Annotated in this window: 28 protein-coding genes and 1 pseudogene; 4 read left to right on the top strand and 25 right to left on the bottom strand. The window is 62.8% G+C overall.

Annotated features, from left to right (window positions below):
* Positions 1-70: 70 nt before the first annotated feature.
* Entirely contained in the window at positions 71-355 is a 285-nt protein-coding gene (locus FJ938_RS08005; RefSeq protein ID WP_140692634.1) for a helix-turn-helix transcriptional regulator, read from the bottom strand.
* A 273-nt stretch (positions 356-628) separates the two neighbouring features.
* Between FJ938_RS08005 and FJ938_RS29350 the strand changes: the two genes are divergently transcribed.
* From FJ938_RS29350 to FJ938_RS08015, 3 genes are all read left to right on the top strand, one after another.
* Positions 629-775, top strand: coding sequence for a hypothetical protein (locus FJ938_RS29350; protein ID WP_181168725.1), 147 nt, complete (start codon positions 629-631; stop codon positions 773-775).
* A gap of 147 nt (positions 776-922) precedes the next feature.
* Positions 923-1,117 carry a hypothetical protein gene (locus tag FJ938_RS08010; RefSeq protein WP_140692637.1) on the top strand — a complete coding sequence of 65 codons (195 nt, stop codon included), beginning with the start codon at positions 923-925 and terminating at the stop codon, positions 1,115-1,117.
* 363 nt (positions 1,118-1,480) lie between these two features.
* Positions 1,481-2,356: an ATP-grasp fold amidoligase family protein gene (locus FJ938_RS08015; RefSeq protein WP_181169033.1), complete on the top strand. Its 876-nt coding sequence runs from the start codon at positions 1,481-1,483 to the stop codon at positions 2,354-2,356.
* Between the two features lie 127 nt (positions 2,357-2,483).
* On the opposite strand, the gene FJ938_RS08020 is transcribed toward FJ938_RS08015, so the two are convergent.
* The 7 genes from FJ938_RS08020 to FJ938_RS08050 all read right to left on the bottom strand — a co-directional run bounded on the left by FJ938_RS08020 (position 2,484) and on the right by FJ938_RS08050 (position 7,315).
* Entirely contained in the window at positions 2,484-2,786 is a 303-nt protein-coding gene (locus FJ938_RS08020; protein WP_140692805.1) for a hypothetical protein, read from the bottom strand.
* A 91-nt stretch (positions 2,787-2,877) separates the two neighbouring features.
* Positions 2,878-3,417 carry a MerR family transcriptional regulator gene (locus FJ938_RS08025; RefSeq protein WP_140609545.1) on the bottom strand — a complete coding sequence of 180 codons (540 nt, stop codon included), beginning with the start codon at positions 3,415-3,417 and terminating at the stop codon, positions 2,878-2,880.
* 214 nt (positions 3,418-3,631) lie between these two features.
* Complete coding sequence (locus tag FJ938_RS08030) at positions 3,632-3,955, bottom strand: integration host factor subunit alpha (RefSeq protein ID WP_010915609.1); 324 nt, start codon at positions 3,953-3,955, stop codon at positions 3,632-3,634.
* A 101-nt stretch (positions 3,956-4,056) separates the two neighbouring features.
* Positions 4,057-5,028, bottom strand: coding sequence for a beta-ketoacyl-ACP synthase III (locus tag FJ938_RS08035; RefSeq protein WP_140609549.1), 972 nt, complete (start codon positions 5,026-5,028; stop codon positions 4,057-4,059).
* Positions 5,029-5,037: 9 nt separating this feature from the next.
* The gene (gene plsX, locus FJ938_RS08040) at positions 5,038-6,108 is read right to left on the bottom strand and encodes a phosphate acyltransferase PlsX (RefSeq protein ID WP_140609551.1); all 1,071 of its coding nucleotides are present in this window, start codon (positions 6,106-6,108) and stop codon (positions 5,038-5,040) included.
* A gap of 113 nt (positions 6,109-6,221) precedes the next feature.
* Positions 6,222-6,770, bottom strand: coding sequence for a DUF177 domain-containing protein (locus tag FJ938_RS08045; RefSeq protein WP_140692642.1), 549 nt, complete (start codon positions 6,768-6,770; stop codon positions 6,222-6,224).
* On the bottom strand, positions 6,767-7,315 hold the full coding sequence (locus tag FJ938_RS08050) for a ubiquinol-cytochrome C chaperone family protein (protein WP_140692645.1): 549 nt from the start codon (positions 7,313-7,315) through the stop codon (positions 6,767-6,769). The genes FJ938_RS08045 and FJ938_RS08050 overlap by 4 nt, the downstream gene beginning before the upstream one ends.
* A gap of 114 nt (positions 7,316-7,429) precedes the next feature.
* Here FJ938_RS08050 and FJ938_RS08055 point away from each other — a divergent pair, with 114 nt between their 5' ends.
* A complete protein-coding gene (locus FJ938_RS08055) occupies positions 7,430-7,945 on the top strand; it encodes an outer membrane protein assembly factor BamE (RefSeq protein ID WP_140692648.1) in 516 nt (171 codons plus the stop codon).
* Positions 7,946-8,295: 350 nt separating this feature from the next.
* Here the strand turns inward: FJ938_RS08055 and FJ938_RS08060 are convergent, their stop codons facing one another.
* From FJ938_RS08060 to FJ938_RS08145, 17 genes and pseudogenes are all read right to left on the bottom strand, one after another.
* Entirely contained in the window at positions 8,296-10,437 is a 2,142-nt protein-coding gene (locus tag FJ938_RS08060) for a sodium-translocating pyrophosphatase (protein WP_140692651.1), read from the bottom strand.
* Between the two features lie 238 nt (positions 10,438-10,675).
* Positions 10,676-11,425, bottom strand: a complete 750-nt coding sequence (locus tag FJ938_RS08065; protein ID WP_140692654.1) for an ABC transporter permease — start codon at positions 11,423-11,425, stop codon at positions 10,676-10,678.
* Positions 11,422-12,360 (bottom strand): ABC transporter ATP-binding protein, encoded by a 939-nt coding sequence (locus FJ938_RS08070; RefSeq protein ID WP_140692657.1) that lies wholly within the window; start codon positions 12,358-12,360, stop codon positions 11,422-11,424. Before FJ938_RS08070 ends, FJ938_RS08065 begins: the two co-directional genes overlap by 4 nt.
* A complete protein-coding gene (locus tag FJ938_RS08075; protein WP_140692660.1) occupies positions 12,357-13,520 on the bottom strand; it encodes an ABC transporter permease in 1,164 nt (387 codons plus the stop codon). The genes FJ938_RS08070 and FJ938_RS08075 overlap by 4 nt, the downstream gene beginning before the upstream one ends.
* Before the next feature lie 212 nt (positions 13,521-13,732).
* The gene (locus tag FJ938_RS08085) at positions 13,733-14,644 is read right to left on the bottom strand and encodes an ABC transporter substrate-binding protein (protein WP_140692663.1); all 912 of its coding nucleotides are present in this window, start codon (positions 14,642-14,644) and stop codon (positions 13,733-13,735) included.
* 156 nt (positions 14,645-14,800) lie between these two features.
* Positions 14,801-16,039 carry an MFS transporter gene (locus tag FJ938_RS08090; RefSeq protein WP_140692666.1) on the bottom strand — a complete coding sequence of 413 codons (1,239 nt, stop codon included), beginning with the start codon at positions 16,037-16,039 and terminating at the stop codon, positions 14,801-14,803.
* Positions 16,036-16,536, bottom strand: a complete 501-nt coding sequence (nusB, locus tag FJ938_RS08095) for a transcription antitermination factor NusB (RefSeq protein ID WP_140692668.1) — start codon at positions 16,534-16,536, stop codon at positions 16,036-16,038. The genes FJ938_RS08090 and nusB overlap by 4 nt, the downstream gene beginning before the upstream one ends.
* Entirely contained in the window at positions 16,533-17,027 is a 495-nt protein-coding gene (ribH, locus tag FJ938_RS08100; RefSeq protein WP_140609994.1) for a 6,7-dimethyl-8-ribityllumazine synthase, read from the bottom strand. Before ribH ends, nusB begins: the two co-directional genes overlap by 4 nt.
* Positions 17,028-17,108: 81 nt before the next feature.
* A pseudogene (locus FJ938_RS08105) lies at positions 17,109-17,383 on the bottom strand (type II toxin-antitoxin system RelE/ParE family toxin).
* Positions 17,383-17,643, bottom strand: a complete 261-nt coding sequence (locus FJ938_RS08110) for a ribbon-helix-helix domain-containing protein (protein WP_140692671.1) — start codon at positions 17,641-17,643, stop codon at positions 17,383-17,385. The pseudogene FJ938_RS08105 and the gene FJ938_RS08110 overlap by 1 nt, the downstream one beginning before the upstream one ends.
* A 74-nt stretch (positions 17,644-17,717) precedes the next feature.
* Positions 17,718-18,335 carry a riboflavin synthase gene (locus tag FJ938_RS08115; RefSeq protein ID WP_140692673.1) on the bottom strand — a complete coding sequence of 206 codons (618 nt, stop codon included), beginning with the start codon at positions 18,333-18,335 and terminating at the stop codon, positions 17,718-17,720.
* Complete coding sequence (gene ribD / locus FJ938_RS08120; protein WP_140692676.1) at positions 18,335-19,465, bottom strand: bifunctional diaminohydroxyphosphoribosylaminopyrimidine deaminase/5-amino-6-(5-phosphoribosylamino)uracil reductase RibD; 1,131 nt, start codon at positions 19,463-19,465, stop codon at positions 18,335-18,337. Before ribD ends, FJ938_RS08115 begins: the two co-directional genes overlap by 1 nt.
* A gap of 2 nt (positions 19,466-19,467) precedes the next feature.
* A complete protein-coding gene (nrdR, locus tag FJ938_RS08125; RefSeq protein ID WP_010915593.1) occupies positions 19,468-19,947 on the bottom strand; it encodes a transcriptional regulator NrdR in 480 nt (159 codons plus the stop codon).
* Positions 19,948-20,151: 204 nt separating this feature from the next.
* Positions 20,152-20,730 carry a hypothetical protein gene (locus FJ938_RS08130; RefSeq protein ID WP_181165597.1) on the bottom strand — a complete coding sequence of 193 codons (579 nt, stop codon included), beginning with the start codon at positions 20,728-20,730 and terminating at the stop codon, positions 20,152-20,154.
* Between the two features lie 79 nt (positions 20,731-20,809).
* Complete coding sequence (gene glyA, locus FJ938_RS08135) at positions 20,810-22,123, bottom strand: serine hydroxymethyltransferase (protein ID WP_140692679.1); 1,314 nt, start codon at positions 22,121-22,123, stop codon at positions 20,810-20,812.
* 203 nt (positions 22,124-22,326) lie between these two features.
* Entirely contained in the window at positions 22,327-23,970 is a 1,644-nt protein-coding gene (locus FJ938_RS08140) for a Na+/H+ antiporter (RefSeq protein WP_140692682.1), read from the bottom strand.
* 191 nt (positions 23,971-24,161) lie between these two features.
* A complete protein-coding gene (locus tag FJ938_RS08145) occupies positions 24,162-25,415 on the bottom strand; it encodes a murein L,D-transpeptidase (protein ID WP_140692685.1) in 1,254 nt (417 codons plus the stop codon).
* Between the last annotated feature and the right edge of the window lie 134 nt (positions 25,416-25,549).

A 25,549-nucleotide genomic window follows, 5' to 3' on the forward strand; every position in this document is an offset into this window, starting at 1 on the left:
ACGCTGCGGCATCAACAAGAAACCCGCCAAGTGGGCCTGGCGGGCTTCTTGGACATGCCTGTTGCTGATTCTATGCCAGGGGCCGGCCTTGTGCGGCCGGTGCCGGCGCAGCCGAAACAATCACAGCGTCCTGTGGCAGTTGAAGCGCGGACGCAATACGACGCAGCTTCGCCGGATCGGCCGCCCTGCCGCTCTCGATGTCCTCGATCTCGTCGACCGACAGGCCGCAGGTCAGCGACAGCTCTTCCACGCTGTAACCGCGGGTTTCCCGCATCGCCTTGAGGGTGCTGTAAATTGGCCCGAGCTCATTGGCTAACGGTTCGGAAGGGGCATGTTCTTTTGCATTGTTGGGCATTGGCAACTCCGGAGGCTGAAAGCGTTTGATCAAAATGGATGTTGCCTGAGACGAGCAGGAAGATGCCCGCTCGCCAGCGATTTGCCAAGAGCCAAACGGGCCGTCACACTATCGTGAACCCCACACCTCGCAAGCGCATCCCGATCACGTTGTTTTAAATGCCCGAACGCTCGTTTGATCAGCGGTTTGGGTGCGCCCGTTCGTTGTCTCGGCGTTGCTGGCGTGAAAACCTATCGGTTTTCACCCAGCCTCTTTCCTGGAAGGACCCATACAATGACTCTCAAGACATTCCTCCTGGCGCTCGGCACGATTTCCTTGCTTTCCGGTATCGGCGTGACTGCTGCACAGGCGGCGGACACGCTGCGCGTGTGTAGCCAAACAGCCGACCAAGACAGCTTTCAGCCCGTGCCATGGTGGTGATGGAGGCTCAGTCGGCCAGACACAGTTCAGAAACAAAATTCTACAATCGGGAAATACTGACGAAAAAATTCGGGAGCGTAATTCCATTCGCGGCGGTCGGACTATCGACCCGATTTATATCTGCCTGCCAAAAGAAGGAAACGATCCATGAAGAAGTCCCTCCTCTCGGCCCTCGGGCTTGCAGTTGCCCTCGCTTTCACGGCGCCGGTCATCGGTGCGACGAGCGCGGATGCGGCCCCCATGGCAAAGCATCATCACCATCGCTATCACCATCGCCATCATCACTACCACTACCATCATCACCACCACCACATGAAGAAACTGGTGAAGAAGGCCTACTAAGCATACCAGACGACCAACGAGAAGACCGCCTTGGCTTCTTGTTCAAGGCCGGTCTTCTCTTGGTGATGCAATGCCGGGGACGACGTGAATCGGGCCTGTCGAGTTACACCGAAACCGCTGGCCCAGAATTCCGGCGTCAATCCCGATGCCCCGACGGTACGCGAAACCTTTCACGCAGAGCCAAATCACGATACGGCAAGGCATATGCTGACCGGGTACGCGCACCGGGGCAGGTTTCGCCAACTTGGCCAGGTATTCCCGATGACGGCCGGGGCCGATGTTTCCTGGAAAAATCGTCTTGTTCTGTCAATCGCACGATTGTGGCTCACGGCTCGTCACCCTGTCCTTGTCGCACGATTTGCCGTGGGACTGGGTTATCTGCCCAATCCGGCCGCGCCCATGCGCTACAATGAACTGGTGCTGTGGCGGAAAATCGTCGACCGCAACCCGCTGTTCGTGACGCTGACCGACAAGCTCGCGGCCAAGGTCTACATCCGTGACGCCTGCCCCGGGATCGCCATGCCAGAGATACTCTGGTGCGGGCGCGACGCTGCCAATATCCCTCCGGGCCTGCTGACCAGCGCCGCCGTGATCAAGGCAAACCATGGCTGCGCGATGAACATATTCGTTTCCGAAGGCGGGCCGGACTGTGCTGCCATCGTGCGCAAGGCGAGGCGCTGGCAACGCGAACGCTATGGTCGGCGCCATGGCGAATGGGCCTATCGGCCAATCGTGCCGGCCGTTTTCGTGGAGGAGATGCTTACACTGAGCGGCGGCAAAATTGCCACCGACATCAAGGTTCATGTCTGCAGCGGGGTGATATCCCATGTCTGGGTGGAGGATAAGCACGCCAAGCTTTCAGTGTTGTTCGACCGGCAAGCCAATCCGTTGCCCGGGCGGGATCCGGATTATCCCGATGAGGACCAGGCCCTGCCCGTCAATGCGAGGCTGCTCGACCATGTCCGCCAGGCGATCTCGATAGCACCTGGCATTGCTGGCGACCTCGACTACATCCGCATCGACTTCCTAGTCACCGACGATCGCCTCTATGTCGGCGAGATCACTGTCTACTCGGCCGCCGGCTACGGCACTTGGACGAACCCGGCGATCGCAGCGGAAATAGAACGGCTCTGGCGGCTTGAGCAGTCCGCATTCCTGCGCCGACCGCACAGGGGTGCTGTGCACCTCTATGCCGAAGCGCTTCGCGCCAGATACCGAGGCGACAGCCGATATCGCTGACCGGATCGGCCAGCGCGCGGTGTGCGCGCGAGAAGCAAGTGCTCCAAAAACGAGGATGACGGCGCCAAAACGGCGAGCCGTCATTGTCTGCCCTGGAATTCACGATGCCAAGGACAGCGAAGGCATCTCAGCGTCGGCTGAACAACAGGCTGGCCACCAGCCCTAGCACCACAAGGCCAACCGCGGCGGCTGCCGCCGGATGGTCGCGGGCCGATCTCTCGATCACCCTACCCTGCTTGCGAATTGCCGGCATGGCGTCCCGCAGACGCCCGGCAAGATCGGAATATGTGTCGAGCGCGGCATCACGACCGTCTTCATAGTAGGCGCCACCCCGCCTGGACACTGCCTTGCGCAACGCCGCGAGTTCCCTCGACAGCGCCGTGATCTGCTTTTCGAGATCGATGTCCGAAAGGGTCGAGAATGGTGCCATCATACGTTTCCTTCTCTTGCAGAAGAAAACGTAACGCCTCACCCCGAGGCGGGTTCCAGTTTCGCGGCTTCAAAGCATTTCGTGCGACGGCTCAGCGCACCTGGTCGAGCAAGCGCTTGCATTCGAGCAGGTCGAACAGCGCCTCCTGCAGCAGAGCGCGATTGTCGCGCGAGAGTTTCGAGGCGTCCGGCTGAACGGGACCTTCCTCATCGCCCTTGCCAAGGCCGAAAAAGCGGCGGCTGGGCTTGACCCTTGGCTGGCCAACCAGTTCATCATCGCCGCCGCGCGGCTGCGCTGCCGACGTCAGCGGCACCTGGTCGGCCTGCTTTCGCTGGGAAATCGCTTCGACCGCGGCCATGTCGCCATTGCCGATGGCAACCAGGAAATGATTGCCGTTTTCGCGCAGCAGCTTCTGCACGCCCTTGATGGTATAACCCTGATCGTAGAGCATGTGGCGGATGCCCTTGATCAACTCGACATCCTGCGGCCGGTAGTAGCGCCGGCCGCCGCCGCGCTTCATCGGCTTGATCTGGTTGAAGCGCGTTTCCCAGAAACGCAGCACATGCTGCGGCAGGTCGAGGTCCTCGGCGACCTCGCTGATGGTACGGAAGGCGTCAGGGCTCTTGTCCATGGGCGAAATCCTCACGCTGGAGCGTGATCCGGAACGGTCTTCAGACGAGATCACGCTCAACAAAGAGAGAAGCTCATTCCGTTTGCGCGGAATGGATCATACGCGGAACACCAATCCGGCCATGCTGCCGAATCGGGCCTTATTTCAGCGGTTTGTGCAACAATATTCAAGCCCAACGTTATGGTGGGGCCGGTTTTCAACCGTACAATGGAGGCTACTTGCCGCCCTTGGCCTTGCTGTTCTGGTGAGAGCGCAAGATGCGGTTCTTCAATACGTTGGACGACTTGAAGGTCATCACCCGGCGCGGCAGGATGGGCACCTCCTCACCGGTCTTGGGATTGCGTCCGATGCGCTCGTTCTTGGAGCGGACATGGAATGTCGCGAAGGACGACAGCTTGACCGTCTCGCCGCGGACGATGGCTTCGCAGATTTCGTCCAGAACGGCTTCAACGAGTTCGGCGGATTCAGTGCGCGACAGACCGACCTTCCGGTAGACGGCCTCGGCAAGGTCGGCGCGCGTAAGTGTCTTTCCCCCCATGCGACCGTCCCATCAGCTCAAACATAAAATCGGCACAACAACGGCTGAGCCTAAGTAATTGATCCGTCAAGGTCAAGGACCGAAACCGAGCCGTTCGGCACTTACCAGCGAAGCAGAACGGCGCCCCAGGTGAAGCCGCCGCCCATCGCTTCCAGGAGCACAAGGTCACCCTTCTTGATGCGCCCATCGGCAACGGCCACCGACAGCGCCAACGGCACGGAAGCCGCCGAGGTGTTACCGTGCAAATTGACGGTAACCACCACTTTTTGCTCTGCTATCCCGAGCTTCTTGGCGGAAGCGTCAATAATTCGTTTATTGGCCTGATGCGGCACGAACCAGTCGAGATCGTCGGCGGTGATGCCGGCGGCCGAGAAGGTCGCCTCGATAACGTCGGTGATCATGCCGACCGCATGCTTGAAGACCTCGCGGCCCTCCATCCTGAGGTGGCCGACCGTCCCCGTCGTCGATGGTCCCCCATCGACAAAAAGCTTGTCCTTGTGCGTGCCGTCGGAGCGCAGGCTGGCCGCCAGAACACCGTGGTCGGCGATCGTGCCGCCCCCCTCGCCCGCTTCCAGCACCAGGGCACCGGCGCCGTCGCCGAACAGCACGCAGGTCGAGCGGTCGTTCCAGTCGAGAATGCGCGAGAATGTTTCCGAGCCGATCACCAGCACGCGTTTGGCCAGGCCGCCGCGAATATAGAGATCGGCCGTGGTGACTGCATAGACGAAGCCCGAGCACACCGCCTGCATGTCGAAGGCAAAGCCGTGATGCATGCCGAGCCGGTCCTGGATTTCGACCGCGGTGGCCGGGAACGTGTTGTTGGGCGTCGACGTCGCCAGCACGATCAGGTCGATATCGTCTGGCGTCAGCCCCGCATCGGCAAGGGCGGCGCGCGCCGCGGCCTCGCCCAGGGAAGCCGTCGTCTCATCGTCGCCCGCGATATGGCGCTGACGGATGCCGGTGCGCTGGGCGATCCACTCGTCCGAGGTTTCGACCATGCCCTCGAAATCGGCATTCTTCATGATGCGGCGGGGCAGCGCGGCGCCCGTGCCGCGCACGACTGATCTGATCAAAGTTCTTTCCTATTCCTTCGCGTCGCTAACGACGTCGGATTTCCGATATGACAGGGCATGCGGGTTGCGCGCATGAAACAGATCCAGGTCGGCCTCGATGCGGTCGAGCAGATTGTTGCGCACCATGTCGTAGCCGAGCTCGATCGCCGCGGCAAAACCGTCCGAATCAGCACCGCCATGGCTTTTGACGACGATGCCGTTCAGTCCCAGGAACACGCCGCCGTTGGAGCGGCCGACATCCATCTTCTCGCGCAGGCGATCGAAAGCGCCCTTGGCGAAGACATAGCCGATCCTGGCCATCAGGGTGCGGCTCATGGCGGCGCGCAGATAACCCGCGATCTGGCGGGCGGTGCCTTCCGCCGTCTTCAGCGCGATGTTGCCGGCGAAGCCCTCCGTCACCACCACGTCGACCGTACCCTTGCCGATATCGTCGCCTTCGACAAAGCCATGATAATTCATCGAGGCCATGTTGGCCTCGCGCAGCATGCGTCCCGCTTCCTTGACCTCTTCCTGGCCCTTGATCTCTTCCACGCCGACGTTGAGCAAGCCGACGGTCGGCCGGGCAATGCCGAATACGGAGCGCGCCATGCCGGTGCCGAGAATGGCAAAATCAATGAGCTGGTGCGCATCGGCGCCGATGGTGGCGCCAACGTCGAGGACCACGCTTTCGCCACGTAATGTCGGCCACAAGGCCGCGATCGCCGGACGATCTATGGTGGCCATGGTGCGCAGGCAGAATTTCGACATCGCCATCAGCGCGCCGGTGTTGCCTGCCGAGATACAAGCGTCCGCAGTGCCCGATTTGACCGCCTCGACCGCCTTCCACATCGACGATTTCCAGCGGCCATGGCGCAGCGCCTGGCTTGGTTTGTCGTCCATCCTGACCGCGACCTCACAGTGGAAGAATTCGCTCACCTCGGCCAGTTTGGGAAACTTGGCCAGTTCAGGACGCACCACGTCCTCACGCCCGTAGATGACGAAACGGATGTCTGGGCGGCGGGTCGCGACCGTCATGAGCGCCGGAATGACCACGGCTGGTCCGTGATCGCCGCCCATGGCATCGATGGAAATCCTGATCACGCGGTATTCATCTCACGGTTAGGCGGCAGGTCGCTTTAGTGATCGCAAAGGTTTGGCGAAAATAGCGGTTTTGGGTTTTCACACAACCGACTTTTCCGTCGCGGGCGAGGTTTTCAGGATTTTCCCAGCAAGGATCGCAGTTTTTGCTGAAATTCGTTCTCCTCCGGTTCGGTGTCGCCACCGGCGTCCAGGGACGCGCCCGGCTTGCGCGGATAGGGGTCGATCGCCAAACCGAAGAACTGCTCGGCGAGGGCGCCGACATCGATAGTGTCGCCGGAAAATGTTTCGGGACTGTCGGGCCCATCCGCATCGAGCAGAATCTCGCCACCGCCTTCAAACCCCTGCCGTCCAAGCTTAGAGTCCTCGGGGAGCAGCAGCGCCTCGACCGGTTCGTCGATATGCGCCGCGACGGGATCGAGCGTGACGATGCAGGCCTGCGTGATGTCGGCCTCGACACGGCCGCTGACCTTCACGCCATTGCGCTTCCAGGAGGCGACCAGGAGTTCCGCGCGATAGGCTTCGACAGACAGCAGCCCGTGCTCTTCGGCAAGGGCTGCGCGCTGCGCGGCGTCGGCCTCGATCACCACGGGCAGCCCTTTCTGCGGCAGCCGGGCGATATTCGCGAAAAAGGAAACCGGGCTTTGCGGCTTAGCATGTTTCATCGATCGACCTCCCTGGCCAGCGGAAATGTCACCGTCCCGGAAACGATTGATTCGGACGGCTGCGCTGCCAGTGCCTTGCAGGCACCGGCGACATAGCCGGCCAATTGCGATGCTTCCGGCCAGGTGTCGGCATCGGGCCGGACGTTGCGAATAAGTGCCGCGGTCAGCCCGTCATGATCGTTTCTTTCCAGCGCATCATCATAGGCGGCCGTGCGGCCATAAAACATCTTGGCCAGTTTCTTCATGCGCTTCGGCACGCCGACATCGCCAATGCCCAGTTCCCGCAGCGAATGATCGACGTCGAGGAAGAACTCGTCGATCAGCACCTGCGCGATCTCCTGCGCCACGCCGTTCTCGCCACGGAGCCGATGCTGGAACAGGAACATGTGCAGCGAAAGCATCTCGAAACGGCCAAGCGGCGTGTCCGGCACACTCCAGTGGGAATAAAATGCAGTCTGCCGCGCCGCCGCCACGATTTGTGCGTAGAGCGCGTCGGTGATGGCGCGGTTGGTGTGGCGTTCACGGCCAAAAAGGCGCTGGAACATGGGGATGGTCTCCGGGGACCGTTTGTTGAATTGGCCTTGTTGCATCGGCAAGCAAGCTGGTTTACCGGTTTTGCGGCCCAGCGCAAGTTGCGGCGATGTAATGGAGAATTGTTGTTGCGCGCGCTGAATTTCAAGTCGACCTTCACTTCCAGGCCCGCCGGCGCGATCTCGCTGCTGCTTATGGCTTCGGCGCTATCGGCATGCCACACGAACAAGATGATCGGCGATCTCAATCCAAGCGAGACGCTGACGCAAGGGTATGTCATCGACCAGCAGGCGGTCGATTCGGTACCGGTCGGCTCCAGCCGCGAGCAGGTGCTGCTGGCGCTTGGCACGCCGTCGACCACGGCGACTTTCGACAATGAGGCGTTCTACTACATCTCGCAGACGCGCAAGCGCTATGTCGCGTTCGACAAGCCGCACTTGGTCGACCAGCATGTGCTGGCGGTCTATTTCGGCGCGGACGGCCGCGTCACCCAGATCGCCAATTACGGCCTGAAGGACGGCAAGATCTTCGACTTCATCTCGCGCACCACGCCCACTGGCGGCAAGGACCAGAACTTCCTCAGCCAGATTATCAACGGCGCCAGCAAGCTGGCGCCCGGCATCCCCGGCGGCGGCACCCCCTGATCTTCAGTCACTGCTTCCCCCGGGAAAGCAGCAGTATCTCAGGCGACCAAAAACCCGTGGGAGCGATCTCACGGGTTTTTGTTTGGCCCCGGACAGGCCGACTTGTCAGTGATGGGGCGTCCTGCGCGTGGAAATTCTTGCCGCGGCCGAGGACTTTCGACCCCTGAAGAAATCCACCTATCTGAAACGCCGGATTCTGGCCGCATGCGGCATCCCTGGCCCGCTACCGCAAGCGTACCGAGAGCAATGGAGCCAAGCCGGATGGCGGCCGAAGCACCGTGCCCGATCCCAACCAAACGAAACCCGTGGAGATCGCTCCCCGCGGGTTTCGCTTTTTCAACAGCTCTTGCTCAGCCGTGCGCGAGCACCGCAAGCAGCAGGAGCGCCACGATGTTGGTGATCTTGATCGCCGGGTTGACCGCAGGACCCGCGGTGTCCTTGTAGGGATCGCCGACCGTGTCGCCGGTCACCGAGGCCTTGTGCGCATCGGAGCCCTTGAGATGCTTGACGCCGTCCTTGTCGGTGAAACCGTCCTCGAACGATTTCTTCGCATTGTCCCAGGCGCCGCCGCCCGAAGTCATCGAGATGGCCACGAACAGGCCGTTGACGATAACGCCGAGCAGCGAGGCGCCAAGTGCCGCGAAAGCGGACGCCTTCGAGCCAGAGATCAAAAGCACGCCGAAATAGACGACAAGCGGCGCCAGAACCGGCAGCAGCGAGGGGATGATCATTTCCCGGATCGCCGCCTTGGTCAGGAGATCGACCGCGCGGGCATAGTTCGGCTTGGAGGTGCCGGCCATGATGCCCGGATCTTCGCGGAACTGCTTGCGTACTTCCTCGACGATCGAGCCCGCGGCACGACCGACGGCAGTCATGGCGATGCCGCCGAACAGATACGGGATCAGGCCACCAAAGATCAGACCGGCGACGACGTAGGGATTGGAGAGGTCGAAGGAGATCTCGCCCATGCCCTGGAAGTAGGGATATTTGTCGCCATTGGCGGCAAAGAACCTCAGATCGTTCGAGTAGGCAGCGAACAGCACCAGCGCGCCGAGGCCGGCCGAACCGATGGCATAGCCCTTGGTCACCGCCTTGGTGGTGTTGCCGACCGCGTCGAGTGCATCGGTGGAATGGCGCACTTCCTTGGGCAGGCCTGCCATTTCGGCGATACCGCCGGCATTGTCGGTGACCGGGCCGAAGGCGTCGAGCGCCACGATCATGCCGGCAAGGCCGAGCATGGTGGTGACGGCGATCGCCGTGCCGAAGAGGCCACCGAGCTGGTAGGTGGCGATGATGCCGCCGACGATGACGATGGCCGGCAGCGCCGTCGATTCCAGCGACACCGCGAGGCCCTGGATGACGTTGGTGCCGTGGCCGGTCACCGACGCCTGGGCGATCGAATTGACCGGGCGCTTGTTGGTGCCGGTGTAGTATTCGGTGATCACCACGATCAAACCGGTCACCACGAGGCCGATCAGGCCGCAGATGAACAGGTTCTTGCCGGTGATGGTGATCCCGGCAACGGTGCCGACTTCGCCCCAGCCGACGGTTGCCGAGGTGGCAATTCCCAGGCCAACGATCGACAGCAGGCCGGTGACGATCAGGCCCTTGTAGAGCGCACCCATGATCGAGCCGTTGGAGCCGAGCTTGACGAAGAAGGTGCCGACGATCGAGGTCAGAATGCAGGCGCCGCAGATAGCCAGCGGATAGAGCATCGCCGCACCGAGCACGGCGGTGCCGCCGAAGAAGATGGCTGCGAGAACCATGGTGGCGACGACCGTGACCGCATAGGTCTCGAACAGGTCGGCGGCCATACCGGCGCAGTCGCCGACATTGTCGCCGACATTGTCGGCGATGGTGGCCGGATTGCGCGGATCGTCTTCCGGAATCCCGGCTTCGACCTTGCCGACCAGATCGCCGCCGACATCAGCACCCTTGGTGAAGATGCCGCCGCCGAGACGGGCGAAGATCGAGATCAGCGAGGCGCCGAAGCCAAGCGCGACCAGAGAGTCGATGACGACGCGGTCGTTTGGCTGAAGGCCCATGAAATGGGTGAGGATAAGGTAGTAGATGGAGACGCCGAGCAGCGCCAGACCGGCAACCAGCATGCCGGTGATGGCACCCGACTTGAAGGCTATGTCGAGGCCGGCGGCGAGGCTGTTGGATGCCGCCTGCGCCGTGCGCACATTGGCGCGCACCGAAACATGCATGCCGATGAAGCCGGCGGCGCCAGACAGAACGGCGCCGATCAGGAAGCCGATGGCAGCGGTGATCGAAAGCAGCCACCAGGCGAGCAGAAGCACCACCACGCCGACGATGGCGATGGTGGTGTACTGGCGCGCCAGATAGGCCTGCGCGCCTTCGCGAATGGCGGCGGAGATTTCCTGCATGCGTGCATTGCCCTGATCGGACGCGAGGACCGAACGTGTCGCCCAGATGGCGTAGAGGACAGAAAGCAGGCCGCAGGCGATGACGGCGTAAAGTATGGTCATTGCCGAATTTTCCTCGATTGCTGGCCCAAAAGAACCCCTCCCTGGGCCGTTGAGACAAGACCGGATTCCGCGCACGGAATCCACCTCTTCGCTGCGCTGTATGCGAAACAGGGCTGCGAACGTCAAGATATTGTTCGGTTTTTGCCCGGCTTTCGCCCAAAACGTCCGTACTGGACAGTGTGCGCCCTACTCGCCTTGCGGTTAGATCGATTGAAATCGATCCCGGCGATGAGGCGCGCTACTCGACGTCCCTGCCCATGCGTCGCGCTGCGTAACGCTCAACCGCCGACAGCCCGTCATAGATCAGCACGGCCAGGGCCGCCACGATCAGGCCGCCCTGCAGGATGAAAGCAAGGTTATTGGACAACAGGCCGGCGATGATCACCTCGCCCAGCGTCCTGGCGGCCACCGTCGAGCCGATCGTGGCGGTGGCCAGGCTGATGACCACCGAGAGCCTGATGCCGCCCAGGATGATCGGTGCGCTGAGCGGCAGTTCGACCTTGGTGAGTCTTTGCCACCCGGTCATGCCGGCGCCGCGCGCCGCCTCGACGACGTTGGCCGGCAGCGTCGTCAGTCCGGTCAGCGCGTTCTCGAAGATCGGCAGCAGGCCGTAGAGAAACAGGGCGATCAGCGTCGGCTTCTCGCCGAAACCGACCGCCGGCACGGCGAGCGCCAGCACCGCCACCGGCGGAAAAGTCTGGCCGATATTGACTAGGCTGCGCGACAGCGGCAGGAATTCGGCACCAGCCGGCCTGGTGACAAGGATGGCCAAAGCCACCGCGACGATGGTCGCGGCGACAGTGGCGATCAGCACGGTGCGCAAATGCAGCAGCGTCAACGTCAGCAAGCTGCCCTGATTGTAGATCGCGGGAGCGTTGTTCTCGGTCAGCGGCTTCAGCAGCGGCTCGAACCAGCCTGGGCTGGTGACGAAGGCCACGAGCAACACCACCAGCACAAGCCTGAGCAGCAGAGGCAGCCAGGCTTTCATGCCGGCCTCGCCGCCCGCTTGACCAGCCCGTCCACGGTGACACGGCCAAGCGGCTTGCCGTCGGCGCCCTTTACTGGCAGCGCCGGCCGGCCCGACCACAGGAGTTCGGCCAGCGCATCGCGCTGGCTGGCATCGCCGGGGATCGCTTCGCCATCGGCGGTGCCGTTCTCCACCGCATCACGCACCCGTCCGAGCGACAGCAGCCTGAACGGCCTTTCGCTTGCACCGACCAAGGTCTCGACGAAGCTGCTGGCCGGGTTTGCCAGGATCTCGGCGGGCTTGGCGTATTGCACGAGCTTGCCGGCATCCATGACGGCGATCTTGTCGCCCATGTGCACGGCTTCCTCCATGTCGTGGGTGACGAGGATGATGGTGGTGCCGAAGCGCTTCTGGATCGCCAGCAGATCCTCCTGCGCCTTGGTGCGGATGATCGGGTCGAGCGCGCCGAACGGCTCGTCCATCAACAGCACGTTGGGCTCGGCGGCAAGCGCGCGGGCCACGCCGACGCGCTGCTGTTGGCCACCGGACAATTCATGCGGATAGCGCGGCCCGAATTCCCGGGGGTCAAGCTGGTAAAGCGTCATCAGTTCATCAACGCGGGTCTTGATGCGTGCCTTGTCCCAGCCAAGCAGCACCGGCACCGTGGCGATGTTCTGCGCCACGGTGCGATGCGGAAACAGGCCGTGGCCCTGGATGGCGTAGCCGATGCTGCGGCGCAGTTCGTAACCTGGCACCGAGCGATTGTCGGCGCCGTCGAGCTTGATCACGCCGGCGGTTGGTTCCACCAGCCGGTTGATCATGCGAAGCAGCGTCGTCTTGCCGGAGCCTGAGGTGCCGACAATGACGGCAATGGTGCGCGGCTCGATGACCATCGATACGTCGTCGACCACCGTTGTCGTATCATAGCGCTTGGTAATGCCTTCGATCTGGATCATGCCGTTTCAACCCTGCGCTTGGTGGCAGTCATTTCGATCGCCGCGTCGAGGATGATAGCGGCGGCGAAGGCCAAAGCCACCGTCGGCACCGCGCCAAGCAGCACCAGGTCCATCGCCGTCTGGCCGACGCCCTGGAAGACGAACACGCCAAAGCCGCCGCCACCGATAAGCGCGGCGATCGTGGCAAGCCCGATATTCTGTACCAGTACGATGCGGATGCCGGTGAGGATGACCGGAAAGGCCAGCGGAAACTCGACGCCGAACAGGCGCTGGCGATCGGTCATGCCCATGCCGCGCGCCGCGTCGTTGGCGGCACGCGGCACGCCGGCGAGCCCGACCAGCGTGTTGGCCACCACCGGCAGCAGTGAATAGAGGAACAGCGCGACGAAAGCGGGCGCCGTGCCGATGCCGCGAATGCCGAGCACGGCAGCCCCCGGCACATGCGTGGCCACCCAGCCGAGCGGCGCGATCAGCAGCCCGAACAGCGCGATCGAAGGGATGGTCTGGATGATGTTGAGGACGTTGAGCACGCCGGCGCGCAACCGTTCAACACGATGGCACAGGATGCCGAGCGGCAGGCCGACGATGACGGCGGCGGCCAGCGAACCCAGCGCCAGCGTGACGTGCTTGGAGCCTTCGGCCCAGAAACTGTCGGCGCGGTTGGCGTATTCCTTGAGGATGGAAAGATCGTTCCAATTTCCCGATGTCAAAAGCAGGCCAATGGCCATGGCAGCCGCGGCCAGGACGCCGACACGAGCCAATGGCGACAAGTTGAGGCGCGTCAGCACGTCCGCCAGCAAAAGCGTGAAGGCGAAGATGAGAATCCAGAAACCGGAGGCCGGCGACACCCTGGCAAAGGTGTTGCCGGCCGGCGTCAGAAATGTGCCGGCGACGCCGATCAGCAGCGCAAGTGCGGCAAGTGCCGCCACGCTGGCGGCAAGGCGCAGCATAAGCGGCGTCCTGAACAGTGCGATGAGCGCCGCGGCGACGATGATGGCGAGCAGCAACAATCCGGTCGTTGGCGGCAGAGCCTCGAGGATCGATCGCGCCTGGCCGGGAACGATGCGGTTGGCACGGAAGGCTGCGAAGGGCGCGAGCAGAGCTGCATAGGCGACGATCACGGCTATGACCACGCCGAGCTTGTCGAAGCGCAGGGTCATGACGCGCGTTTGCGCGAGGCGCCCCCCTCTGGCCTGCCGGCCATCTCCCCCTCAAGGGGCGAGATCAGCTTTGCCGAGCGCCTTCGCCAATCACCGCGGTGGGAGAAGGAAGCGGGGCGCAGCAACCGCCAATCTCCCTCCTTGAGGGGGAGATATCCGAGAGGACAGAGGGGGGTGCCTCGCACCGGCATCGCGCTCTTCAAGGCAGGCTTTTACTTCAAGAACCCGTTCTTCTTCAGGAAGTCCTCGGCGACGCCCTTGACCGGCTCGCCGCCGACCTGCACGCGGCCGTTCAGTTCCTGCAGCGTGACGAGGTCGAGCTTGGCGAAGACCGGCTTCAGCAGCGTCTCGATCTCCGGATGTTCCTTGAGCACGGATTCGCGGATGATCGGCGCCGGCTGATAAACCGGCTGCACACCCTTGTCGTCATTGAGCACGACGAGGCCCGACGGCGCGATGCCGCCGTCGGTGCCGTAGACCATGGCGGCGTTGGCGCCGCTGGTCTGGTTGGCGGCCGCGGCAATGGTCGCCGCCGTATCGCCGCCCGACAGCGTGATCAGTTGCTCCGGTTTCAGCGTGAAGCCATAGGTGGTCTGGAAGGCCGGCAGGGCCGCGGCCGAGTTGACGAACTCGGCCGAAGCCGCCAACACAACCTGGCCGCCGCCGGCAACATATTTGCCGAAGTCGGAAAGCGTGGCGAGCTTGTTGCTGTCGGCCACTTCCTTGCGCAGCGCGATCGCCCAGGTGTTGTTGGCCGGCGCAGGCGACAGCCAGACGATCTTGTTAGCGTCATAGTCAAGTTTCTTGGCCGTCTCATAGGCCTTGGCGGCATCCTTCCATACCGGGTCGTCCGCCTTTTCGAAGAAGAAAGCCGCGTTGCCGGTGTATTCGGGATAGATGTCAATCTCGCCGGCGGTGATCGCTTTGCGCACCACCGGCGTGCCGCCGAGCTGGATGCGGTCCGTGGTCTTGATGTTGTTGGCGTTGAGAACGAGCTGGATAATGTTGCCCAGCACGCCGCCCTCGGTGTCGATCTTGGAGGAGACAACCACCTGTGCACTGGCAGAAGCCGCCGTGACGGCCAGAGCCAATGCCGCGCTGGCCAAAATCTTGACTGAAAACATTTTGAAAACCCCTTGTTATCCACCGAGATTCGGCAGCCGAATATGAGCATGGCTCGAACGGCCCGTCGGGGCATACGGTTTCATAACAACAGGCACAGGCGCAATATTTTTGTTCGGCGCGGCGCGTTCGACCCGAAGCATGCCGACAGCATCCTGTCAGGGCGACAGCGATCTGGACCAGGCGTTGGCCTTGCGTGAATTCGTCAGCTTGAGCGCACCGAGCGCGACGAAGCACAGCACTGTAACCGGAAAGATCATCCAGTTGAGCATCGTCCAACCCCAGGCGTTGTAGACCATGCCCGAGAGCAGCGACGCGCAGGCGACCGAGCCGAATAGGACGAAATCGTGGAAACCCTGCACCTTGCTCTTTTCAGAGGGCCGGTAACTGGCCGCGACCATGGCGGTGGCGCCGATGAAACTGAAATTCCAGCCAAGCCCGAGCAGGATCAGCGCCGTCCAGAATTGCCATAGCGCCAAGCCCGACAAGGCGACGATGGCGCAGCCGATGAGCAGGACCAGACCTGCCGCCACGATGCGCTCGGCGCCGAAGCGATGAATCAGCGAGCCGGTAAAAAAGCTCGGCGCGAACATCGCCATGACATGCCAGGAAATGCCGAGCGTCGCATTATCCTCCGACAGGCCGCAGCCGACCATGGCCAGTGGCGCGCCAGTCATGACGAAGCTCATCAGCGCGTAACTGCCGACCTCGCAAGACAGCGCGGCGATAAAGCGCGGCTTCGTGATGATTTCGACCAATGGCCTGGCATCGCTGTCGGCAACATCGACCTTGGCGGCGGTCTTTGCCGGCAATCTCAGCAGCGACAGGATCGCGGCGCCGACGGCCGCCAGCACAAGGATGGATGCAAACGAACCGGCAAACATCACCGGCGCGAACAATTCGCGGGTGAAGATGACAATTTGCGGCCCAAGGATGGCGGTGACGATGCCGCCGGCCAGCACGAAGGAAATGGCGCGTGCCTTGAACTCCGGCGGTGCGTTATCGGCGGCGGCGAAGCGGAACTGCTGGACGAAGGCACCACCGGTGCCGATCACGAGCAGCGCGAACGCGAAAATCCAGAAACTGCCGTGGAAAAGCGCCAGTGTCGCTATCAGGCCACCAAGCGCGGTGACGACGGTCCCGGTCATGAAGCCGCCGCGCTGGCCCATCCGGCGGATAATAGCCGCGGCGGGCAAAGCGCCGAGCGCCACGCCAAGGTTGAAGCCGGTGATTGGCGCTGTCGCCAGTGATTTGTCGGCGCCGAGCAGATATTGCCCGGCCAGCGCCCCCATGGAGATGGCGATGGGTGCCGCCGATCCGATAACCGCCTGCGAGGCGGCGAGGATCAACGCGGTGCGTCGCCCTTCCCTGCCCGTCTCGACAGCGATGGCCGTCACGATGCGTCCTTGCCACGTCCCTCGCCGCGCACCCGGCGCGATACGCGGTCGAGCACGGCATTGACCAGCTTCGGTTCGTCTTCCTCGTAGAAGGCCTTGGCGATGTCGACATATTCGGTGACGATGACGGCGACGGGCACATCCTCGCGCTTCATCAACTCATAGACGCCGGCACGCAGCATGGCGCGAAGCGTCGAATCGAGCCTGGACAACGGCCAGTCATCCGTCAGCGCCTGGCGGATGATCGGATCGATGGTCTTCTGATTCTCGACGACCCCCGTAAGGATGGCGCGAAACCATTGCGCGTCGGCCTCGCGATAGAGCGCGCCGTCGACTTCCTTGCCGAGGCGAAACGCCTCATATTCGGCAGTGATCTCGAAGACACCACTACCGGCCACGTCCATCTGGTAGAGAGCCTGCACGGCGGCGAGCCGAGCAGCGCCGCGCTTGTTGGCCTGGCGTGCCGCGGGCTGGCCGGGTGAAGCAGGTTCGCTCACGATCGCGCTCCCAGTTGTTCCTTGAGGGCAATCATCGTCAATGCCGCACGCGCGGCGAAACCACCCTTGTCGCCTTCCGAGCGCTTTGCCCGGGTCCACGCCTGCGCGTCATTCTCGGTGGTCAGGATACCGTTGCCGACACAGACGGAGTCCTGCACGGACAGGTCCATGAGCGCGCGGCTGGATTCATTGGCGACGATGTCGAAATGATAGGTATCGCCGCGGATGATGGTGCCGAGCGCAACGAAGCCGTCATAGTGCGTGCCGCCCTCGGCGGCACCGTCCAGCGCGAAGGTGATCACCGCGGGAATCTCCAGCGAGCCGGGAACGGTGACAACGTCATAGGTTGCGTCCGCTTCATCGAGCGCGCTTGTCGCGCCTTCCAGCAGCGCGTCGGCAAGATCGTCGTGAAAGCGCGCTTCGACGATGAGCAGATGCGCCTTCGCCTTCGGACGAATGAAGGCTCTGCCGTGTTGGGATGTGCCAGCCATAGATATCTCCGGGGGGTTGCCGGTGACTTAGGCCGAAGCCGGGGTGATCGCAAGCAGAAGATTGCTCGATGGACGCCTGCTCTATCGATCCTCCCGCGTATGCCATAGGCGCAACACGAAGATTGTCGTGCTCTGTATTTCGTAACGAATTTCGTAGCTGCCTACCAAAATGCGGCGCACCTCGCGTGGTTCGAACTCTTCCAGTCTCTCACCTATGCGTGGATACTCAACCAGCCGTGCCGGCGCGGCGGCAAGCGACTGTACGGCTCGTGCGGCAGCCGGACCATTTGCCGGCGCTAGAAGTCATGGAGCCGGACCAGATCGGACAAAGCCTTACTGGTCCATTTCAACTCCATCAGCGTGGCACCGGCAGCGGCTTTTCGGTGCCAAGACTCTCAGCCCATGCCTGCACGGCCTGGTGATCGATGACCCGTCCTGCGTCCACATCGGCCAGTGCTTCAAGCGTGAGCCGTTGGCGCTCCTCCTCCAAATCCACCCACGCAGAAAGAGCTTGTTTGACAATCCAGCCGCGCGGGCGCTCAAGGCGAGCAGCCAGTTGGTCTACTTTTTCCGCCAGCGGCAGCGGAACGTGAGCGGTGATTACTTTTGTGTCCATCTAACCTCACAATCAGATTTAATCGTAGCGATTAAATCCGATTAAGTCGAGGTAGAGGGTCAGGCCGGCGACGTTCATAGCCCCTCTTTGGCCGCTTCCGCCAGCCGCGCCGCGTAGCGGGCCATGGTGTCGATTTCAAGATTGACGTGGTCGCCGATTTTGCGCTCGCCCCAGGTGGTGACGGTCAGCGAATGGTGGATCAACAGCACGTCGAAGCGGGTGCCATCGACCTTGTTGACGGTGAGCGAGGTGCCGTCGAGCGCGATGGAGCCTTTCGGCGCGATGAACTTCGCCAGATGGCGCGGCGCTTCCAGCGTGAAGCGCACGGCGTCGCCTTCGTCCTTGCGCTCGACGATCTCGGCGGTGCCGTCGACATGGCCAGATACGATGTGGCCGCCCAGCTCGTCGCCGATCTTCAGCGCCCGCTCCAGATTGATCCGCGTGCCTGTTTTCCAGCCCGAGGCCGTGGTCAGCCGCAAGGCTTCTTCCCACGCTTCGACCTCGAACCAGCGCGCGTTCGAGCCGCTGTCGGGCAAGGCCGTGACCGTCAGACAGACACCGCCGCAGGAGATCGAGGCACCGATGGCGATGGTCTCGGGGTCATAAGCAGTATCGATGCGTAAGCCGACGCCTTCGCTGAGCGGTTTCACGACGGCAACCGCGCCCACATCAGTGACAATTCCGGTAAACATCAGAAATCCCTTATCCACTCGGCGTAGCTGTCTTCGCCGAACTGCATCTCGCGCAACTTGCGAAAGCCAGCCGGGATATGGTCAGCGTCGAGGGGCGATGCAATGCCGTCCTCGCCAATCGCTTCCGGCCCCTGGAACAGCACGATGCGATCGACCAATCCATCCGCCAGGAAAGCGCTGGCTACCTTGGCGCCACCCTCGACCAGCACGGTAGCCATGCCGAGCGCCGCCAGATCTTCCAGCAGTTCCGGTAACGCGACGCCACCCTGATGCGTTTCGGTGCCGATGAAGCGCACACCGGCACGTTCGAGCGTCGCCCGGCGCCGCGGATCGGCCTCCAGGCAAGCGGCGACGTAGAGCGGCACGCGATCCACGCCCGAGACCAGTTTCGAGCTCTCCGGGAGCCTGATCTGACGATCGAGGACGATACGAGCCGGCGAGCGATTCTCCAGCCCCGGCAAACGCACGGTCAGCGCCGGATCATCCTCCAGCGCCGTGCCGATACCGACCAGGATGGCGTCGGCCTCGGCCCGCATCATGTAGACTTCGCGGCGCGCAATATCGCCTGTTATCGCGACCTGACCGGCGCCTTCCCTGCCGATCTTGCCATCGCTGGAAAGCGCAAGCTTAAGAGTCACTTCCGGACGCTTGTTGAGCGAGCGAATGAGATAGCCTGCCATCTGCTCGGCGGCTTCCGCCGCCAGTACCTTTTCGACCACCTCGACATCGGCGGCGCGCAGAATGGCGTAGCCCTTGCCGGAAACGCGCGGATCGGGATCGCTCGCCGCGCCAACGACCCGCGCGATGCCGGCATTGACCAGCGCATTGGCGCAAGGCGGCGTGCGGCCGTGATGGGCGCAGGGTTCCAGTGTCACATAAGCGGTGGCGCCGCGCGCCAATTCGCCTGCCTCGGCCAGCGCCTCGGTCTCGGCATGCGGGCGGCCGCCGATCGCGGTGACGCCGGTGCCGACGATCATCGGCCCCGCGCCGTCATCGCGCACGACCAGCGTGCCCACGGAAGGATTGGTCGAGGTCCTGCCCGCATTCCGGCGCGAAAGCCGCAGAGCGGCGGCCATGAAACGGCGATCAAGGGCCGCTTGTTCGGCCTCGCTGCGTTGCGGTGCTGCCATGGTCAGCCGGCGTCCTCTTCGCTCTTGTCTTCGTCACCCTTCAGTTCACCCAGCAGTTCATGGAAGTCCTTGGCCTCGCGAAAATTGCGGTAGACCGAAGCGAAGCGGACATAGGCGACGTCGTCGAGCGACTTCAGCGCTTCCATGACTAGCCGGCCGACCTCGCCGGAAGCCACTTCCGTCTCGCCCGAACTTTCGAGCTGGCGCACGATGCCGGTCACCGCACGGTCGATGCGTTCAGGATCGACATTGCGCTTGCGCACCGCGATCTCGACCGAGCGTAACAGCTTGTCGCGGTCGAACGGCACTTTCCGGCCTGATTTCTTGACCACGACCAGATCGCGCAATTGCACGCGTTCGAAGGTGGTGAAACGGCCACCGCAGTCGGGGCAGACACGCCGCCTGCGGATCGCCGCGCCATCCTCGGCGGGGCGCGAATCCTTCACCTGCGTATCTTCGGACTGGCAATAGGGACAGCGCATAAAAAGCCTCGGGTTCGCGAATCTGATGAGGCGAAAGGCTTAGAGCCTTTCCGGTCGGGATTGAAGCAGTTCCGTTTCTTCGACGGCCTGCCGCATCAGAGATAGCGAGGCGCAAGCAAGATTGCCAGCGCGGCAACCAGCCCGCCGACCACACCCTCCATGCAAGGCTCATTCGCAGCCCCCACTCCCACCCGGCCGTCCGCATCACGGCGCGACGTCCTTGGTTGGAAAGCCGCAAGATGTTCCGAGATTGCGGTAGGCCTTGGTGAAGCCGTCCATCGGGATGCTGGCGACTGCCTCCTTGCCGAAAGCCACATCGAGCGAGGTGGCCTGGCGCATGGCACGCAGCAGCGCGAGACTGGTCTTGGCCTGATTGTCGACCGTCCAGCTCGGGCGGCCGTTGACGGCATCGCTGGAAGAGACCGTAGCCGAAACCTTGACGCCGGGGTCGCCGAAAGTCGCCGCGATCTTATCGCCGGTCGGCAGGTTGCGATTGTCGATGGTCAGCATTACGGCCGGATAAGCGTCAGGTGGCAGGGCATCGCCGGTCGAAATCGACAATGTCAGCGTGCCCGAATTGCCACTCGCATCGAAGAACGCCGTCGAAGCCGCGCAGGTCTTGCGAGCATCCTGGCCGGTGTCGAGCGCATCGACGAGGGTTGTCCATCGGCCGAAGGTGCTGGTGGCAGGCATGTCCGGGGCGGGCTGGGTCTGCGCCAAAGCGGCGCCGCAAACGGCCAGCCAGCCGACAACGCCGAGCAAGCCAGAACGAAAATCGCGCATCATCAATTCTCCGGTTCCATGCATCACCCGATCGAGGGTGATGCACCACGGCGGATAAAAGATGACGCTACGCGTCCGGTCAACCGAGATAAGGATAGAGCGGGAAGCGATCGGTCAGCGCCACCACCTTGGCCTTGACCGCCGCCTCGACCGCGGCATTGCCCTCGTCGGAATTGGCGACCTTGAGGCCATCGAGCACTTCTGCGATCAGCTTACCGACCTCCCGGAACTCGGCCTGGCCGAAGCCGCGCGTGGTGCCGGCGGGTGTGCCCAGCCGCACGCCCGAGGTGACGAAGGGCTTTTCCGGATCGAACGGGATGCCGTTCTTGTTGCAGGTGATGTTGGCGCGGCCAAGGGCTGCCTCGGCCCGCTTGCCGGTGGCGTTCTTGGGACGCAGGTCGACCAGCATCAGATGGTTGTCGGTGCCGCCGGAAACGATGTCGAGACCCGTTTCCTTGAGGCTGGAGGCCAGCGCCTTGGCGTTGGCGGCCACGCTCTCGGCATAGACCTTGAAGCTCGGCTTCAGCGCCTCGCCGAAGGCCACTGCCTTGGCGGCGATGACATGCATCAGCGGACCGCCCTGCAGGCCGGGGAACACCGCCGAATTCATCTTCTTGGCAATGTCTTCGTCGTTGCACAGGATCATGCCGCCGCGTGGGCCGCGCAGCGACTTGTGCGTGGTGGTGGTCACCACATGCGCGTGCGGCAGTGGCGAGGGATGCACGCCACCGGCGACGAGGCCCGCAATGTGCGCCATGTCGACCATCAGATAGGCGCCGACCGCATCGGCGATCTCGCGGAAACGCTTCCAGTCCCAGATGCGCGAATAGGCGGTGCCGCCGGCCAGGATCAGCTTCGGCTTGGTCTCATGCGCGGTCTTTTCGATCGCGTCCATGTCGAGCAGATGGTCGTCCTTGCGCACGCCATACGACACAACCTTGAACCACTTGCCGCTCATGTTGACCGGCGAACCGTGGGTGAGATGGCCGCCGGAATTGAGATCGAGGCCCATAAAAGTGTCGCCAGGATGCAGCAGCGCCAGGAACACCGCCTGGTTCATCTGGCTGCCCGAGTTCGGCTGGACATTGGCGAAGTTGCAGCCGAACAGCTTTTTCGCCCGTTCGATGGCCAATTCCTCGGCGACGTCGACGAACTGGCAGCCGCCATAATAGCGCTTGCCCGGATAGCCCTCGGCATATTTGTTGGTCATGATCGACCCCTGCGCCTCGAGCACGGCGCGCGAGACGATGTTTTCCGAGGCGATCAGTTCGATCTCGTGGCGCTGGCGACCGAGTTCGTTGCGGATGGCGCCGAAAATCTCCGGATCGGCATCTTCCAGCGTGGTTTCGAAGAAGGATTCGAATTTGTTCGACGCTGCCGCTGCTGTTGCCATGGCCTGAATTCCCCAGGGTTCGAGGTCAGTTTTTGTTTTGAGCATGTCGTTGTCCCAAACCGCTGCACACTTTTGGGCGACATGCATTGAGTTCGCCGCGCCATTAACACAGTTGTTTTCAACCCGCCACGTTTGCAGCGCGAAATTTGCTGGCCGGTTTGCGCCAGAGGCTGCGAATCCACGGCACCTGGGCGTCGCCAGTCCTACTTCCGCATCTGCCTGCCGTTCAAAAGAGCTTCCGTAAGCGTGGTCTCGGTGAACAGCGCTTGCGCTGTGTGGTCGTTGATCTCGCCGCGGCGAAGCATGGCGCGCAAGGCGTCACGCTCGGCGGCGATGCCGGCGAGCCTCAGGTCGACCTCCAGCCTGCCTGCCTCCCGCACTTCGGCGCGCGCTTCGTCGGCCTCGTCGGACGCAGCGATACGTCGCCGGTAGGCAGCGACAATGCCGTTGGCGGCGGCAAGCCTGGCGCCAGGCACACCGCCTCCCTCTTCATCCGTCTGCACGATGCTCTCAAGACGGGCGATTGCCGCCTTCGCCGCGCCGACACGCGCCATGCGTTCCTCGGCAGCGCCGGTGTCTTCGCCTGGCTCCACCAGCCCGTGTGCGATAACCGGCAGGGCAAGGCTGGCGATGACCAGGGAGCAGATGATAACGCCGGCGGCGAGAAAGATGACCAGGTCCCGCGCGGGGAATGGCGAACCATCCTGCAAGGTCAATGGCAGCGACAATATGCCGGCCAATGTGATGGCGCCGCGCACGCCGGCCACCGATCCCGCGAGCCGCACGCGCAGGCCGAACGGTTCGGCCTTGCGCTTGCCGAGCCGTGCGGCGAGCGCCGCCGCGATATCGCCGATCCAGATCCAGACGAAACGGATCGCGATCAGGCACAGGGTTAGCGCAACCACGGTCAGTACCGGCTGGATGGCGGGATAGTGGCCGGTGAGCTCCGGCGGCACCTTGCGGATAATTTCGGGAAGCTGCAGGCCGAGCACAATGAACAGCGCGCCGTTGAAGACGAAGGAAAACGTCGTCCACAGCGAGATCGTCTGCATGCGCGCCGAGACACCGAGAAAGCGGAATATGCCGGTGCTCCCGGTCAAGAGGCCAGCGGTCACGGCGGCTAGGACGCCCGAGGCCTCGAAGTGCTCGGCGCCGAGATAGGCGACGAAGGGGAGCAGGATGGTGATCAGCACCTGCGCCTCGGCCGGCACGCCGCCGATGCGGTCAAGCAGTTGCAGCGCCTTGGCGGCGATGAACAATGCCGCCACCCCGGCCAGGATACCGACCACCACCGCATAGAGAAAACTCAGTGAGGCAGCGGCCAGGGAAAAACTGCCGGTAAGCGCTGCTGCGACGGCAAAGCGGAACATGACCAGACCCGACGCGTCGTTGAGCAGCGACTCGCCTTCCAGAATGTGCATCAGCCGCGCCGGAACGACGTTCCTGTCGACGATCGAGGAGACAGCCACCGCGTCCGTCGGCGACAGCACCGCGGCAAGAGCGAATGCAACGACCAGCGGGATGCTGGGCACCAGCCAGTGCAAGGCATAGCCGAAGCCGACGATGGTGAAGAAGACGAGGCCTATGGCAAGGGCAAGGATCGGCCAGCGCAATGCCACCAGCTCGCGCTTGGGCGCACCAAAGGCATCGCTGAACAGCAGCGGCGGAATGAACACCAGCAGGAACAGTTCCGGATCGATCTCGATATGGATGCCGCGCACCGGCCAGGCAAGCGCGGCGCCTATCGCGATCTGCAGCACCGGCAGCGGCACGCGCACCAGGCGCACCAATGCGCCGGAAACGGCGACGAAGACGAGCACCAGGAGGACAAAGATAGCGGCTTGCATGGCGCGATTCCGGCTGTTTCACGAACCATGCGCAATCGTCGGTCTCGCGTCCAGACAAGGCGCCGCGCGGCAATGACCGTCAACCGCATCAAGGCGGCAGTGCGGCTGGTCGACTAGAGACTGATTTGAACACGTCCTCGGCAAAACAAAAGGCCGCCTCGAAGGCGGCCTTCCGTGAAATTATCAATCACTTAGAGCGAAGAGGTGATCTGCAGCTCGCTGGCACCGTCAAGCGCGTAGATATCGTCGCGGAACTGCACGACGCCGGGTCCCGTCGACCATGCCGAGAGATAGAGGAAGTGTACCGGCACCGGATTGGTGACCTGGATCGGCGTGTTCTGGCCGGTCTTGATCGCCGCCTCGAAATGCTGGCGGTCCCAGCCGGGCGTGTCGCGCAGGATCCAGGTGACGAGGTCGCGCACATTCTGGACGCGCACGCAGCCCGAGGAATCGAAGCGCATCATCTTGCCGAACAGGCTCTGCTGCGGCGTGTCATGCATATAGACGCCATCCGGGCTGGGGAAATTGATCTTCACCGAAGCCATGGCGTTTTCCGAGCCCGGATCCTGGCGGAACCGGTACTTGGCCGCATCATCCGTCGACCAGTCCACATTCATCGGATCGACTTCGCTGCCATCCGGCGCGAACAGGCGGATATGGCTGTTCTTCAGATAGTTGGGATCCTTCCGCATCAGCGGAATGATGTCCTTGCGCACGATCGACACCGGCGCGTTCCAGTACGGATTGACGATGATCTCGTTGATCTTGGAGTTGACGATCGGCGTCTGGCGATCGATCTTGCCGACGATTGCCGTGTGGCGAAGCACGACACGGTCATTCTCGACCGCCTCGATCTGAGCCGCAGGAATGTCGACCAGCACGTAACGATTGCCGAGTGTGCCGGCCTTCTCCTTCAGCCTTTGCAGATTGGTCTGCAACTGGCCAAGCCGGATCTGCGCCGAAACGTTCATCGCGGCATAGGTGTACTTGCCCATCGAGCCATCGGCGGGAAGGCCGTGGCGCAGCTGGAAGCGCTTCACCGCCGAGTCGACATAGGAATCGAAAGCCGTCGAGATGCCGGCATTCTGCGACAGGTCGCCCGCAATCATCAGGCGCTTGCGCAGCGGCACCACATCCGGGTCGTCGACGCCGAGCTGCAGCTTCTTGGTGTCCGGCACCGGCTGCCATCCACCCTGGCCAACGATGTTCTGATACTGCGCGACGGCCTGCTCGGTGAAGGCGACCGTCTGCGGGCTGAAAATCGGCAACGTCGAGGCCACCTTGCCGCCTTCGCTGGCGCGGGCATCGAACTGGTCGTCCCAATTGCCGCGCGCCGAGGATTTCAAGATATCCCCGATCACATCCTGCGCATTCGCACGCCCGGCCACCATGGCGGCAGCGAGCAACGATGCTCCGGAAAGGAAAAAACGGCGGCTGGTTATCATGGACGTTCCAGACATTTTTGTAGCGGTTCGATCACTTTGCTGCGTTGATCATCGGGCGATCTCGCCCGCACTCTAAAATTGGCAATCTTAACAATTAGCCAACCATGGTCCGTATCACGTTGGCGATAAACGCA

It is taken from the genome of Mesorhizobium sp. B2-4-14 (genome assembly GCF_006442155.1).
Classification (GTDB): domain Bacteria; phylum Pseudomonadota; class Alphaproteobacteria; order Rhizobiales; family Rhizobiaceae; genus Mesorhizobium.